Origin of the sequence: Pseudomonas sp. 2995-1, assembly GCF_002742505.1 — a bacterium.
Classification (GTDB): Bacteria; Pseudomonadota; Gammaproteobacteria; order Pseudomonadales; family Pseudomonadaceae; genus Aquipseudomonas; species Aquipseudomonas sivasensis.
Genome location: NZ_LJSA01000196.1, coordinates 71,630 through 85,474, shown reverse-complemented (window position 1 = coordinate 85,474; position 13,845 = coordinate 71,630). Strand labels below are relative to the sequence as shown.

The window sequence follows — 13,845 nt, the reverse complement described above, 5'->3', positions numbered from 1 at the left end:
AGGATTACCTGTGCTCCATGCCGTTTAGAGATAGCTGGCCGCGGCCTTCTGTATTGGTCAAATCGCCCCGAGCGACCTAAAGTAAGCGACCTCGACACACAGAGTGAATCCCATTGGCCGTGCTTCCTTTAATCCGTCGCTTGCTCGGTAAACATGCCGACGGCCACGACGACTCGCCCATCCAGACGTTCTTTGAGAACAAGGCCCGGCAACAGGGCTATACCCTCAGCGCCGGCCAGGCCCAGGCAATCGCCGCCATGGCGCGCGCGACCCAGCATCTGCTTGCTGGCCAACCCACCCGCAGCCTGTACCTGCACGGCCCGGTAGGTCGCGGCAAAAGCTGGCTGCTGGACGGTTTTTTCCAGGCGCTGCCCATCGCCGAAAAGCAGCGCGTGCACTTCCATGATTTTTTCGCCCATTTGCACCGGGGCATGTTCGCCCACCAGAAGGCCGAGGATGCCCTGGCCGTCACCCTGGACGAACTGCTCGACGGCTGCCGTGTGCTGTGTTTCGACGAGTTCCACGTGCACGATATCGGCGATGCCATGCTGATTACCCGGCTGTTCAAGGCGTTGTTCCAGCGCGGCGTACTGGTACTGGTCACCTCCAACTATGCGCCCGAAGGCCTGTTACCCAACCCGCTGTACCACGAGCGGTTCAAACCGGTGATCGACTTGATCGCCACGCGCATGGAGGTGCTGGAAGTCAGCTCGCCCAAGGATTTCCGCAGCCTGCCCCAGGCTCATTCCGTGCAGCGCTTTACCACCGGGCAATACGTGTGGCCGGGCACACCGACCCAGCGTGCGGCGCTCGGCCTGCCGGTCACCGATGGCCCGGCGCAGCACCTGACGGTGGGCAACCGACAATTGATCTGCCGCCAGCATCACGCTCGCACCATCGCGCTCACCTTCAGCGACCTCTGCGAACAGCTGACAGCCGTGATGGACTACCTGCTGCTGTGCGAGGATTTCGATCACTGGATCATCGACGGCCTGCCCCACTTGGCCGAGTGCCCGATCGCTGTGCAGCAGCGCTTTATCAACCTGGTGGACGTGCTCTACGACAAAGACAAGCACCTGATCCTGATCGGCGAACAACCGCTGGCACAGGCGATGAGCGGTCAGGCCATCGACTTGGCGCGCACCGCCAGCCGCCTGAATCAACTGCAACACGCCAGCCCGCAACCGGTGCCCGACCCGGTATCATGAGCGCCATTTACGCCCCCTTGCCGAGTGACCGCGCCGTTCATGAATACCCTCGCCCAACTCAAGGCTGGCCAATTGGCCGGCGTTACGCGCCTGGACCTGTCCTGCGGGCTCACCGAATTCCCAGAAGAAATCTTCGGGCTGTCCGACTCCCTGGAGATCCTCAACCTCAGCGGTAACGCCCTGAGCCGCCTGCCCGACGACCTGCACCGCCTGCCGCACCTTCGCGTGCTCTTCTGCTCGGACAACGCTTTCACTGAGCTGCCGGAATGCCTGGGGCAGTGCGCCAAGTTGAGCATGATCGGCTTCAAGGCCAACCAGATCAGCCACGTTCCCGCCGCCGCTTTACCGCCGCTGTTGCGCTGGCTGATCCTCACCGACAATCGCATCAGCCAGTTGCCCGACGCGTTGGGCGAGCGGCCGCTGCTGCAAAAACTGATGCTCGCCGGGAACCAGCTCGCGGCCCTGCCGGAAAGCCTGGCCAACTGTCACAACCTCGAATTGCTTCGCATCGCGTCCAACCGCTTTACCCACCTGCCACAATGGCTGTTAGCCCTGCCAAGCCTGACCTGGTTGGCCTATGCCGGAAACCCGGTGGAAATGGCAGTGGATGTGGCGGCAGAAGACGCAACGCCGGACATCCCGTGGACAGAGCTGGAATTGGCCGAAGTGCTGGGCGAAGGCGCCTCGGGGGTGATCCGCAAGGCCCTATGGAAACCGCAGGCCAAGCCGGTGGCAGTCAAACTCTATAAAGGCACCATCACCAGCGATGGCTCGCCGCTGCACGAAATGCAGGCCTGCATCGCCGCCGGGCTGCATCCCAATCTGATCAAGGTCGAGGGCCGTGTAGTCGGCCATCCCGACCACCAGGCCGCACTGGTGATGGACCTGATTGACCCCAGTTACCGCAACCTCGCCGCGCTGCCGAGCCTGGCTTCGTGCACCCGCGACATCTACGAACCGACTGCCCGTTTCAGTGCCAATGTGGCCTTGCGCATGGCCCAGGGCATCGCCTCCGTGGCCGCTCATTTGCACAGGCACGGCATCACCCATGGCGACCTGTACGGCCACAATATTCTGTGGAATGAAGTGGGCGATTGCCTGCTAGGGGATTTTGGCGCAGCGTCGTTCCATGCCACGACGGATACCTTGGAAACACGGGCGTTACAGCGACTTGAAGTGCGGGCGTTCGGGGTGTTGCTGGGGGAATTGTTGGAGCGGGTTGAAACGGGGTTGAGCGGTGAACTCTTGGAACTCCAAAAAATGTGCTGTCAGCCGGATGTGTTGGCACGACCGAGCTTCGAAGAAATCAACGCCTTGCTGGCATCTATCCAACACTCTTAAACCATGTGGGAGGGGGCTTGCTCCCGATTGCAGTGGGTCAGACCCACCGCTATCGGGAGCAAGCCCCCTCCCACAGTTGTACAGCTATAAATTCAATCAGCCCGCCAGGCCCACGAACATATCCTGCACGTCATCATGGTTGTCCAAACCTTCGAGGAAGGCTTCGACTTCAGCCATCTGCTCATCCGTCAAACCGCTGACCGGATTTTTCGAGATGTAGCCCAGCTTGGCCGATAGCACGGTGAAACCCTGCTCGGGCAACGCTTTCTGCACTGCGTCCAAGTCGGTGGTTTCGGTGATGAACAGGGTCGCGCCCTCTTCTTCGCCGTCTTCAAAGTCCTGTGCACCGGCTTCAATCGCAGCCATTTCCGGATCCGCGTCCGGGGTATCCGGCGACGCTTCGATCAGGCCGACATGGTTGAAGTCCCAGGCTACCGAGCCCGAAGCACCCAACTGACCCTTGCGGAACGCCACGCGGATTTCCGCCACGGTGCGGTTGATGTTGTCGGTTACGCACTCAACGATCAGCGGCACCTGGTGCGGGGCGAAACCTTCGTAGGTCACGCGGTGGTATTGCACAGTTTCACCGAGCAGACCGGCGCCCTTCTTGATCGCGCGTTCCAGGGTTTCCTTGGGCATCGAGGCCTTCTTGGCCTGCTCCACCACCAGACGCAGGTGAGCGTTGGTCGCGGTGTCGGCGCCATTGCGGGCGGCGATGGTGATTTCTTTCACCAGCTTGCCAAAGATCTTGCCCTTGGCATTGGATGCCGCTTCTTTATGTTTGACTTTCCACTGTGCGCCCATGACTCACTCTCTTCTATACATCGCGCCGAAACGTCTACTGGCCGGCGCTTTGGGGGCAGAGTTTATAGGGCAAAAACGCTCTGATCCACCAAAAACCGGCCATACCCCTCAGGTTCGCAAGGGTTTGATCGCAAGACCGCGGTCCGGCACGAAATCCCCGACCTGGGCCAGCACGGCCGGCCTGGCGTTCCAGTAGGGCATCAGCACCAGCGAGGAAAAGAGCGCGGCACCGGCAAACACGATAAACACCGTCACCGTATCGAAGTAGCCCGGCAGCAACCCGCCGAGGATCGCCCCCACCGAACCGCAACCGTTCACAAAGCCTGCGGCTGTCGCCCCCGCCTTGGCGGTGCCGAAGTCGATGGCGGCGGTGCTGCTGATCATTGAGTCCGGCCCGTAGAGGGTCAGGCCCATCACAAACAACAACGCCATCACCAGCAGCACGCTGCCGGTGTGCAGCGCGCCCATGAAGAGCGCCAAGGCCACGGTCAGGGCCAGCAGGCTGAGCACGCAGGCCGGCATGCGTCGGGCGCCGAAGAGTTTGTCGGACGCCAGCCCGATCAGCACTGGCCCCAGCAAACCGGCCAGTTCGAACGCCGTCGGCACGATGGCCGCGCCGACCTTGCCGACCGAGGGCATTTGCTCATACACGATCACCGGGCCCCACAACAGGATCGCGTAGCGCGCCGGTTTCAACAGGAAATACGCCAGCCCCAGGGTCAAGACGGTGCGGTTACGCAAGATGGCCCGCAGCGGTTCCAGCACGCTGATGCGCTTCTCGGCGGCGGCCTCCTCGGCGCTCAACAGCGGCTCCGGTTCCACGGCCGGCAAGTCCACGTCCTGCGGCGTGTTGCGCTGGAAGAGAAAGAACAGCACCGCCACAAACGCTACCACCGCCGCACTGGAGATAAACGCCGCATGCCAGCTGCCGATCAGGGTGTAGGCCCACCACCCGGCAAAGGGCGACGCCACCAGGCCACCGAAGGCGTAGCACGAACTCCATAACCCCAGCACCCGCCCGCGCTGCTGCGCCGGGAAGAAACTGCCGAGGTTCTTGCACAGTCCAGACCAGCCGGTGGACTGCGCCAAGCCCTGGATCAGCATGCAACTTATAAAGATCGGCAAGGTGGCAAACGTGCCCATCACCAGCGCCGCAGCGGCAGAAATCAGTAACCCGCCGAGCACAACGACACGCGGCCCGAAGCGGTCAGCCAGCATGCCCCAGGTGAACTGTCCGACGGCATAGGCCGCCAGGTAAATGCCATCCAGGTTGGCCATCATCATTTTGTCGAGGGGGAAACTCGGGTCGTCGACGATCCCCAGCTTTGCCACGGAAAACGCCTTGCGAGTGAAATAGAACGCGGCGTACGCCAGCCATGTGATGGCGAAAATCTGCACACGCCAACGCTTGATGCTACCCATAGGGATATTCATGGTGTTTCTGACCTCAGGTGAGTGTGCCGGCAGAATCGAGAAGCAAATGCCTGTTGTTTTTATGGTTAAGCACTGCAATGCCGAGCCGTGGATGGCGCGGTATTGGTCAGATGAGTCCGGTGTCCCAGAGCCCATGACCACCGGAGGTTGTAGGACTCAACCTACAGTGGTTGAGACATATCAAAGCAATGGCTGACTAATAGGTAAAATCGATTTATCGTATTTCAAATATAAGCTCAGCTTGTAAGAGGATTTGCGATGTCGGTGTCCCATGCCCAACTCAAAGCCTTTCATGCCGTGGCCGTACACGGCAGTTTCACCCAGGCCGCCGAACGGTTGTTCCTGACGCAACCGGCGATTTCCGACCAGGTGCGCAAACTCGAAGAGCGCTTCGGCGTGCTGTTATTTCATCGCAACAAGCGCTCAGTGCGCCTGACAGACCTGGGCGAACGCCTGCTGAGCATCACCCAGCGCCTGTTTGTGATCGAGGCCGAAGCCGAGGAACTGTTGCAGGACTCCCGCGCGTTGCTCACCGGCACCCTCACCCTCGCCGTGGATGCCCCCGTGCATGTGCTGCCGCAGATCGCGCGTTTTTGCCAGCTGTACCCGGGAATCAGCGTGAAGATCGAAACCGGCAACACCGACGAATCGCTGTTTCGCCTGTACAACTACCAGGCCGACCTGGCCTTGCTGGGCCGCGACGTCGACGATGAGCGCCTGCTGTCGCTGCCGTTGCCTGACGACCAATTGCTCGCCTTTGTCGCGCGCAACCACCCGTGGGCCGGACGCGAGTCCATCTGCTTGGCTGACCTGGACGACACGCCGCTGGTATTGCGTGAAATCGGCTCGGTCACCCGTCAGACCCTTGAACACGAAATGAGCCAGGCAGGCTTGCGCATTCGCCCGGCGATCCAGGTGGAAGGCCGTGAGGCCGCGCGTGAAGCGGTGGTGGTGGGCATCGGCGTGGGCGTGGTCTCGGCGGCGGAGTTCGGCGCCGACTCACGGGTGTGCGCCATGCCGATCCGCGATTGCAGCCAGCGCATGAAAGAAACCCTGGTATGCCTCAAGGAACAGAGTTCCCGCCGGGTGGTGGCGACGTTCCTGGAGATCGTGCGCGACAGCCTTCAGCTCGGCGCCAACTCGAAAAACGCCTGAATCAGGCGCAACGAACGGCGCCGCTCCATGCAACCGAGCGTATGCCGGTTGACCAGCCCATCGCCCTCAATCGCCACGGCCTGCACGCGCGGGTCGGGGCTGACTTCCATGGACGAGACCACGCCCACCCCCAACTCAGCAGCGACGGCTTCGGTCACCGCCTCGCGGCTGTCCAGTTCCAGCAGCACCTTGGGCTGCACATTCGCCGCCACACAGGCGTCATCGAAGGTACGCCGGGTGATGGAGCTGGGCTCGCGCAGCACCATGATCACGTCGTTGAGTTGCTCGAGGCGAATACCCTCGGGTTGCTGCGCCCACGGATGGCTGGCCGGCACCAATGCGCAAATCCTCGACTCGTTCAACGGTTGCAGGTGCAGGCCATTGCGCGGCTCCACTTCGGTGAGCACCGCCACATCCGCATGTTCGGATAACAGCGCGGCGAGGGTTTCCTGGGCATTGCCCAGGCGCAGGTTGACGGTAATCCCGGGGTAGCGCGCGCGCAGGCTGGCAATCATCGGCATCACCAAGTGCGGGCCGTCCGCCGCGACTTCCAGACGCCCGGTCAGCAGTTGGCGGTTGGCCTCCAGCATCGTCTGGGCCTCGTCCACCAGGCCGAAGATCGCCCGTGTGATCGCCGCCAGCCGTGCGCCCTCTTCAGTCAACTCAACCCGTCGGGCGGTGCGCCGTAGCAACGGGATCTGGTAGTACTCCTCCAGGGCCTTGATATGCCCGGTCACCGCCGGTTGGCTGATGAAAAGCCGCGCGGCAGCACGGGTAAAACTGCCCTCGCGGGCCACGGCATCGAATGCGCGCAGTTGGAACAGGTTCATAGTCATCGGCCTCACTGATAGCTCGCATAACAACAAACAATTTGATTGATGACAAGCCAAACTGCAATTTAGGCGCCGTAGCTTCAACCCCCGATGCCTTGCGAGGACTTGAGATGACCACTGCCGCGCCGATCCTGCTGACCCCTGGCCCCCTGACCACATCCAACCGCACCCGTCAGGCCATGATGGTGGACTGGGGTTCATGGGATGACCGTTTCAACCAACTCACTGCCAGCGTCTGCGAGCAATTGCTGGCAATCCTCAATGGTGCTGACAGCCACCACTGTGTGCCCTTGCAAGGCAGCGGCACCTTTGCCGTCGAATCGGCCATCGGCACCCTGGTCCCACGTAATGGCAAGGTGCTGGTCTTGATCAACGGCGCGTACGGCAAGCGCCTGGCGAAGATCTGTGAAGTGCTGGGCCGCGACTTCAGCACCTTTGAAACCGCTGAAGACGAACCCACCACCGCCGCCGATGTGGACCGCCTGCTGGCGGCAGACAGCGCCATCACCCACGTTGCGTTGATCCACTGCGAAACCAGCACCGGTATTCTCAATCCGTTGCCGGAGATCGCCCAGGTCGTTAAGAACCACGGCAAGCGCCTGATCATCGACGCCATGAGTTCCTTCGGCGCCCTGCCAATTGATGCCCGCAACGTACCGTTCGACGCACTGATCGCCGCCTCGGGCAAGTGCCTCGAAGGCGTGCCCGGCATGGGCTTCGTCTTTGCCGAGAAGCAGGCACTGGCCGCCGCCCAAGGCAACTGCCATTCCCTGGCGATGGACCTGTTCGACCAGCACACCTACATGGCGAAGACCGGCCAGTGGCGCTTCACCCCACCGACCCACGTGGTCGCCGCCCTGCACGAAGCGCTGCTGCAATACCAGGAGGAAGGTGGCCTGCCTGCACGCCATCGACGCTATGCCGACAACTGCCAGGCGCTTCTGGACGGCATGGCCAGCCTTGGTTTGCGCAGTTTTCTGCCGACCGCAATCCAGGCCCCCATCATCGTCACCTTCCACGCCCCCAAAGACCCGCGCTACCAGTTCAAGGACTTCTACGAGCGGGTCAAGGCCAAGGGTTTCATCTTGTACCCCGGCAAATTGACCCAAGTGGAAACGTTCCGCGTCGGCTGCATCGGCCATGTCGACGCAACCGGCATGCAGGCGGCGATCAAGGCAATCGCCGAGGTGCTGCAAGAAATGGAAGTGTTGGACATCTGATTCTCCCCATAACCCACAGGATCTGAACCATGAACTATCAAAACCCCAATACCCTCCAGGCCGTCATCCTCGACTGGGCCGGCACCGTCGTCGACTTCGGCTCCTTCGCGCCGACTCAGATTTTTGTCGAGGCCTTCGCCGAGTTCGACGTGCAAGTCTCCATCGAAGAAGCCCGTGGCCCGATGGGCATGGGCAAGTGGGACCATATCCGCACCCTTTGCGACCAACCGCAAGTCGCCGAACGTTATCGCAAGGCGTTCGGCCGCACGCCCACCGACGACGACGTGACTGCCATCTACCAGCGCTTCATGCCGTTGCAGATCGAGAAGATCGCCGAACACTCGGCGCTGATCCCCGGCGCACTCGACACCATCGCTCAACTGCGTGAGCAAGGCATCAAGATTGGCTCCTGCTCCGGCTACCCCAAGCAGGTGATGGACAAGGTTGTCGCCCTGGCCGCCACCAATGGTTACGTCGCCGACCATGTGGTCGCCACCGATGAAGTGCCCAACGGCCGCCCATGGCCGGCCCAGGCCCTGGCCAATGTAATTGCCCTCGGAATTGATGATGTGGCGGCGTGCCTCAAGGTCGACGACACCGTGCCCGGCATACTCGAAGGTCGTCGCGCCGGAATGTGGACCGTGGCCCTGACCTGCTCCGGCAATGCCCTGGGGCTTACCTATGAACAGTTTCAAGCCCTCGATGCCGCCACCCTGGCCAGCGAACGCACGCGCATCGAGGCGATGTTCGAAGGCTCACGCCCGCATTACCTGATCGATACCATCACTGACCTGCCGGCGGTGATCGCCGATGTTAACCAGCGTCTGGCGCGCGGTGAAATGCCGCAAAGCCACTGACAAGCGTCAATACAAAGGCATTCGCGCCGGGCAAATCGTTCAAAACAGGCATAAAGTAAAAAGACTCCGTCGCCAAAGAGCGGAGGTTTACCCTGATGAATAAGGAACCGAGCGATGCCGTGGAAAAATTCCGATACGCGCTACAGCACCATGTCGATTGCGCTGCACTGGTTGATGGTGGTGCTGCTGGCGGTGGTCTACGCCTGCATAGAGTTACGCGGCCAGTTCCCCAAAGGCAGCGGCGCCCGCACCTTGATCGTCGAGATGCACTTCATGTTCGGCCTCACCGTGTTTGTATTGGTATGGCTGCGTCTGTTCGCGCGCAGCCTGGGGGTGGCGCCGAAGATCGTCCCCGCCCCGCCGCAATGGCAAAGCCTGCTCGCCACCCTGATGCACGCCGCGCTGTACGCCTTGATGATCGGTATGCCGATTGCTGGTTGGCTGATCGTCAGTGCCGAGGGACATTCGGTGATGTTCTATGGCATGGAGTTGCCGCCGTTAATTGGCGAGAACAAGCCACTGGCCAAAGAGATTGAAAGCTGGCACGTGTTGTTCGGCCAGATCGGGTATTGGCTGATCGGCCTGCATGCCCTGGCGGGGATCTTTCATCATTATGTGATGCGCGATAACACAGCGTTGCGGATGATGCCGGGTAAGCGCGCTAGGCTGTAAGCCCTCGGCGGCCTTGCAGGCCGCCGGTGTGCACAAAGATCAGGCGAGTACCGGGCGCGATGTGCCCGGCCTCGATCTGCTGCTTCAAAGCCAGCAGGGCTTTACCGGTGTACAGCGGTTCCAGCGGCACGCCGCAGGCCTGCTCCGTGGTTTCAATAAAGTCGAGCAACAACGGGTCGACCTTGGCGAAGCCACCCCGGCTGGCATCCAGCAATGCATAGCCGCCTTGCACCAAGGCACTCACGTTTTGCGCCACACCATGATCGTCCGGCACGGCCATTGCGCCGAACACCGGATGGGCGCCCGCCTCTGCCAGGACTAAACCTGCCAGCGTGGTGCCGGTGCCTGCTGCCAGCCACCAGCCGTCGTAATCGGCCCAACCCAGGTTTCTCAGTTGTTCACGGGCCTGTTCGACCAACACCCCACACCCCACTGCGCCGGCCAATCCGCCGCCGCCTTCAGGCACGGAATACAGATGCGGATAAAGCGCGCGCCAAGGTTCCCAGAAACCCGGCTCATGGCGCGCACGATAGCCGCCATAACCGAGCCAATGCAGCTGCATGCCGAATGCTTTCAAATCCTGGACGGTAGCCGTGTCTTGCGCATGACCGCGCAACAGGCCGACAGTGGGAAAGCCAAAACGCTTGCCCGCCGCCGCCAGTGCGTGCAGATGGTTGGAATAGGCGCCGCCGAGGCTGATAACGCCGCTGGCCCCCGCCCGTTGCGCCTGGGCCAGATGCTCGGTGAGCTTGAACCACTTGTTGCCACTGATCAGCGGGTCGATGCGGTCCAGGCGCAGCACGGCCAACTCGACACCGTTGAGCCAATCCAGTGCTAACGGTTCAAGCGGAGCATGGGGAAGCCAATCGAAAGGACCCATCGGGCGGCATCTGAATAAAAAAAGGGGCGGTAGTCTAACACCGCCCCTTACGTCGTCTTACAGCTGCGCGGCGAGGCGCGAGCCTTGGTTGATGGCGCGCTTGGCATCCAACTCGGCCGCCACATCGGCGCCGCCGATCAGGTGTACGTTCTGGCCCGCTGCGACAAGGCCGTCGTGCAATTCACGCAACGGATCCTGGCCAGCACAGATGACGATATTGTCCACCGCCAACAGCTGCGGCTCGCCCTCGGCGCCGATGCGGATATGCAGGCCATCATCGTCGATTTTCAGGTACTCAACGCTGTTGAGCATCTGTACTTGCTTGTTCTTCAAGCCGGTACGGTGAATCCAGCCGGTGGTTTTGCCCAGACCGTCGCCGACCTTTGAAGCCTTGCGCTGCAACAGAAACACTTCACGGGCCGGTGGATGGGGTTGAGGCTTGATGCCGGCCACACCGCCACGGGCTTGCAACTGGGTGTCGATGCCCCATTCTTTCCAGAATGCTTCACGGTCCAGGCTGGTAGACACGCCCTGGTGCACGAGGAATTCCGACACGTCGAAACCAATACCGCCAGCGCCAATCACCGCGACGCGCTTGCCCACCGGCTTGCGTTCAAGGATTACGTCCAGGTAGCTCAGCACCTTGGCATTTTCCACGCCCGCAATCGCCGGCGTGCGCGGCGCGATGCCGGTGGCCAGGATGATCTCGTCGTAGCCGCCAGCCGCCAGCTGCGCGACATCCACTCGGGTGTTGAGGCACAGCTCGACGTGGGTGGTTTGCAACTTGCGCTTGAAGTAGCGCAAGGTTTCAAAGAACTCTTCCTTGCCGGGCACACGCTTGGCGATGTTGAACTGGCCGCCGATCTCGCTGGCCGAGTCGAACAACGTCACGTGGTGACCGCGTTCAGCGGCTACGGTGGCAGCGGCCAGACCCGCAGGGCCGGCGCCGACCACAGCGATTTTTTTGACCTGCTTGACCGGCAGGTAATTCAGTTCGGTCTCGTAGCATGCACGGGGATTGACCAAACAGGTGGTCAGCTTGCCGCCAAAGGTGTGGTCCAGGCAGGCCTGGTTGCAGCCGATGCAGGTGTTGATTTCATCGGCACGCCCGGCGGCGGCCTTGTTGACGAACTCCGGGTCGGCGAGGAACGGTCGCGCCATCGAAACCATGTCCGCATCGCCTTCGGCGAGAATCTGCTCGGCAATTTCCGGTGTATTGATGCGGTTGGTGGTGATCAGCGGGATCTGCACCGCACCGCGCAACTTGGCAGTGACTTTGCTGAACGCGCCGCGTGGCACCTTGGTGGCGATGGTCGGAATACGCGCTTCGTGCCAGCCGATGCCGGTGTTGATGATGGTCGCACCGGCCTGCTCGATGGCCTTGGCCAACTGCACGATTTCTTCCCAAGTGCTGCCGCCTTCCACGAGGTCGAGCATCGACAGGCGGAAGATGATGATGAAGTTCGGCCCCACCGCTTCGCGCACCCGGCGCACGATTTCCACGGCAAGGCGCATGCGATTTTCGTAGCTGCCGCCCCAACGGTCGGTGCGGTGGTTGGTGTGGGCGGCAAGGAACTGGTTAATGAAATAACCTTCGGAGCCCATGATTTCCACGCCGTCGTACTCGGCGACCTGCGCCAGCAGCGAACAGGTGACGAAATCCTGGATCTGCTTTTCGATGCCCTCTTCGTCCAATTCCTTGGGCTTGAACGGGTTGATCGGCGCCTGGATGGCGCTTGGCGCGACCTGCTTGGGGCTGTAGGCATAACGGCCGGCGTGGAGGATCTGCATGCAGATCTTGCCGCCCGCTTCATGCACGGCCTTGGTCACGATCTTGTGCTTTTGCGCTTCCTCGTCGGTAGTCAGCTTGGCCGCACCGGCGTACACCCCGCCTTCATCGTTGGGGCCAATGCCACCGGTGACCATCAGGCCCACGCCGCCACGGGCGCGCTCGGCAAAATAAGCCGCCATGCGTTCGAAGCCACCGGGTTTTTCTTCAAGGCCGGTGTGCATCGAACCCATCAGAGTACGGTTGCGCAAGGTCGTAAAACCCAGGTCCAACGGGGCCAGCAGGTGCGGGTAGGCAGCAGCGGTCATGGTACAGCTCCACAACGGATCATCACGGGACGTGGAAGGCTCGAATGGCCTGCCATCGGTTTATGTCCCACAGACTAAGAGGCGATCCCCTACCGCTCAATGACCGAAACTCACAACTTATTGATCCAAACGCACAGCGCCCCTTGGCAAGCCGCCGCATGGGCCCTACCCTAGTCAGCGAACCCTGCACTTGGTCTGTTGTCTGTTCCCCCATGCGTAAACTTCTAGCTTTTACCGTCACCCTGGCCCTGGTTGCCGCCGTCGCCGCGTATCTGGTCTGGACCCAGGAGCGCCCCGTGGCGCATTACCTGTCGGACCTGCGCAGCACCCTCGCCGTCAACGAAGGCCAACCCGCCGATCGAGGTAACCTGCTGGGCATCCAGCCGGAGTTATTCCCCGCCGACTACCAGAGCCTGGAACGCCTGCACCTGAAGCTTGCGGCGTACCTGCAAAACGCACGGGACCAGGGCCTGATCAACGAAAAGACCATTGTGGTACTGCCTGAACACATCGGCACTTGGCTGATGCTCACCGGCGAAAAAAACGAGGTGTACCAAGCGCTGCATGTGAAGGACGCGATGCACTGGCTGTCGCTGAGCAATCCCTTGCAATTCCTGCGTGCCTGGATCAGCGCCACGGGCGATGACCGCACCAACGACGCCTACCTGCGCATGAAAGCCCCGGCCATGGCGCGTGACTATCAAGTGCTGTTCGGCGGCCTGGCCAAGGAATTCGGGGTCACGGTGGTCGCTGGCTCCATTGCCCTGCCCAACCCAAGTGTGAGCCAAGGGCAACTCCAGGTCGGCCATGGCGCGCTGTTTAACGCCAGCGTGGTATTTGCGGCAGACGGCTTGCCCGTCGGCAATCTGCAACGCCAGCTCTACCCGATCTACGATGAGCGCGGTTTTATCGAGCCTGGAGACGAAAATATCGTCAGCGTGGTCGACACCCCGGCCGGCCGCCTTGGCGTGCTAGTGGGCAGTGACAGCTGGTACCCGGACAACTACCGCAAGCTCAACGAACAGGGCGCGCAGCTGATTGCAGTGCCGGCCTTTGTGCTTGGCCGCGAGACCTGGGATCGACCATGGCGCGGTTTTAAAAGCGTCTCCACTCCACAGGAAATCAGCCTCAAGCCCGAAGAGCTCAGTGAGGGCGAAGCGTGGCGCCGCCTGACCTTGATCAGCCAACAACCGATCAGCCAGGCCAGCGCCGGCATGAGCGTATTTCTGCGCGGGCAGTTCTGGGATTTGGGCACTGCCGGGCAGAGTTTCCTGAGTCACAACGGGCAGATCAACGCCGACAGCGACGCCCGTGGCGCGCGCCTGCTGAATATCTGGCTGTAAC

12 protein-coding genes are annotated in these 13,845 nt (G+C 61.6%); 7 read left to right on the top strand and 5 right to left on the bottom strand.

What is annotated here, in order from left to right; genetic code table 11:
• Positions 1-113 precede the first annotated feature (113 nt).
• A complete protein-coding gene (zapE, locus tag AOA61_RS01590; RefSeq protein WP_099600974.1) occupies positions 114-1,208 on the top strand; it encodes a cell division protein ZapE in 1,095 nt (364 codons plus the stop codon).
• A 39-nt stretch (positions 1,209-1,247) separates the two neighbouring features.
• Positions 1,248-2,549 carry a protein kinase gene (locus tag AOA61_RS01585; protein WP_099601071.1) on the top strand — a complete coding sequence of 434 codons (1,302 nt, stop codon included), beginning with the start codon at positions 1,248-1,250 and terminating at the stop codon, positions 2,547-2,549.
• Between the two features lie 96 nt (positions 2,550-2,645).
• Here the strand turns inward: AOA61_RS01585 and AOA61_RS01580 are convergent, their stop codons facing one another.
• Together AOA61_RS01580 and AOA61_RS01575 are read right to left on the bottom strand one after the other, a co-directional pair.
• Positions 2,646-3,353 (bottom strand): YebC/PmpR family DNA-binding transcriptional regulator, encoded by a 708-nt coding sequence (locus tag AOA61_RS01580; RefSeq protein WP_032889871.1) that lies wholly within the window; start codon positions 3,351-3,353, stop codon positions 2,646-2,648.
• Positions 3,354-3,461: 108 nt separating this feature from the next.
• Positions 3,462-4,787 carry an MFS transporter gene (locus tag AOA61_RS01575; protein ID WP_032889872.1) on the bottom strand — a complete coding sequence of 442 codons (1,326 nt, stop codon included), beginning with the start codon at positions 4,785-4,787 and terminating at the stop codon, positions 3,462-3,464.
• A gap of 258 nt (positions 4,788-5,045) precedes the next feature.
• Here AOA61_RS01575 and AOA61_RS01570 point away from each other — a divergent pair, with 258 nt between their 5' ends.
• Positions 5,046-5,942, top strand: a complete 897-nt coding sequence (locus AOA61_RS01570; protein ID WP_095184392.1) for a LysR substrate-binding domain-containing protein — start codon at positions 5,046-5,048, stop codon at positions 5,940-5,942.
• Here AOA61_RS01570 and AOA61_RS01565 read toward each other — a convergent pair.
• Positions 5,912-6,772, bottom strand: coding sequence for a LysR substrate-binding domain-containing protein (locus AOA61_RS01565; RefSeq protein ID WP_032889876.1), 861 nt, complete (start codon positions 6,770-6,772; stop codon positions 5,912-5,914). The genes AOA61_RS01570 and AOA61_RS01565 overlap by 31 nt on opposite strands.
• A gap of 113 nt (positions 6,773-6,885) precedes the next feature.
• On the opposite strand from AOA61_RS01565, the gene AOA61_RS01560 reads away from it, so the two are divergent.
• The 3 genes from AOA61_RS01560 (at position 6,886) to AOA61_RS01550 (ending at position 9,524) form a co-directional block, all read left to right on the top strand.
• Complete coding sequence (locus tag AOA61_RS01560) at positions 6,886-7,995, top strand: 2-aminoethylphosphonate--pyruvate transaminase (RefSeq protein ID WP_099600973.1); 1,110 nt, start codon at positions 6,886-6,888, stop codon at positions 7,993-7,995.
• A 29-nt stretch (positions 7,996-8,024) separates the two neighbouring features.
• Positions 8,025-8,852 carry a phosphonoacetaldehyde hydrolase gene (gene phnX / locus AOA61_RS01555; protein ID WP_032889878.1) on the top strand — a complete coding sequence of 276 codons (828 nt, stop codon included), beginning with the start codon at positions 8,025-8,027 and terminating at the stop codon, positions 8,850-8,852.
• A 114-nt stretch (positions 8,853-8,966) separates the two neighbouring features.
• A complete protein-coding gene (locus AOA61_RS01550; protein ID WP_032889883.1) occupies positions 8,967-9,524 on the top strand; it encodes a cytochrome b in 558 nt (185 codons plus the stop codon).
• Here AOA61_RS01550 and AOA61_RS01545 read toward each other — a convergent pair.
• Together AOA61_RS01545 and AOA61_RS01540 are read right to left on the bottom strand one after the other, a co-directional pair.
• Positions 9,514-10,404: a 1-aminocyclopropane-1-carboxylate deaminase/D-cysteine desulfhydrase gene (locus tag AOA61_RS01545; RefSeq protein WP_099600972.1), complete on the bottom strand. Its 891-nt coding sequence runs from the start codon at positions 10,402-10,404 to the stop codon at positions 9,514-9,516. The genes AOA61_RS01550 and AOA61_RS01545 overlap by 11 nt on opposite strands.
• 57 nt (positions 10,405-10,461) lie before the next feature.
• Positions 10,462-12,501, bottom strand: coding sequence for an NADPH-dependent 2,4-dienoyl-CoA reductase (locus AOA61_RS01540; protein WP_099600971.1), 2,040 nt, complete (start codon positions 12,499-12,501; stop codon positions 10,462-10,464).
• A gap of 212 nt (positions 12,502-12,713) precedes the next feature.
• Here AOA61_RS01540 and AOA61_RS01535 point away from each other — a divergent pair, with 212 nt between their 5' ends.
• Positions 12,714-13,844 (top strand): carbon-nitrogen hydrolase family protein, encoded by a 1,131-nt coding sequence (locus tag AOA61_RS01535; RefSeq protein WP_032889892.1) that lies wholly within the window; start codon positions 12,714-12,716, stop codon positions 13,842-13,844.
• The last annotated feature ends 1 nt before the right edge of the window (position 13,845 follow it).

Excerpts from the sequence above, each read along its gene's own strand:
- AOA61_RS01585 (WP_099601071.1), top strand. The coding sequence starts at position 1,248 with ATGAATACCCTCGCCCAACTCAAGGCTGGCCAATTGGCCGGCGTTACG.
- AOA61_RS01580 (WP_032889871.1), bottom strand. The coding sequence starts at position 3,353 with ATGGGCGCACAGTGGAAAGTCAAACATAAAGAAGCGGCATCCAATGCC.
- AOA61_RS01575 (WP_032889872.1), bottom strand. The coding sequence starts at position 4,787 with ATGAATATCCCTATGGGTAGCATCAAGCGTTGGCGTGTGCAGATTTTC.
- AOA61_RS01570 (WP_095184392.1), top strand. The coding sequence starts at position 5,046 with ATGTCGGTGTCCCATGCCCAACTCAAAGCCTTTCATGCCGTGGCCGTA.
- AOA61_RS01565 (WP_032889876.1), bottom strand. The coding sequence starts at position 6,772 with ATGAACCTGTTCCAACTGCGCGCATTCGATGCCGTGGCCCGCGAGGGC.
- AOA61_RS01560 (WP_099600973.1), top strand. The coding sequence starts at position 6,886 with ATGACCACTGCCGCGCCGATCCTGCTGACCCCTGGCCCCCTGACCACA.
- phnX (WP_032889878.1), top strand. The coding sequence starts at position 8,025 with ATGAACTATCAAAACCCCAATACCCTCCAGGCCGTCATCCTCGACTGG.
- AOA61_RS01550 (WP_032889883.1), top strand. The coding sequence starts at position 8,967 with ATGCCGTGGAAAAATTCCGATACGCGCTACAGCACCATGTCGATTGCG.
- AOA61_RS01545 (WP_099600972.1), bottom strand. The coding sequence starts at position 10,404 with ATGGGTCCTTTCGATTGGCTTCCCCATGCTCCGCTTGAACCGTTAGCA.
- AOA61_RS01540 (WP_099600971.1), bottom strand. The coding sequence starts at position 12,501 with ATGACCGCTGCTGCCTACCCGCACCTGCTGGCCCCGTTGGACCTGGGT.
- AOA61_RS01535 (WP_032889892.1), top strand. The coding sequence starts at position 12,714 with ATGCGTAAACTTCTAGCTTTTACCGTCACCCTGGCCCTGGTTGCCGCC.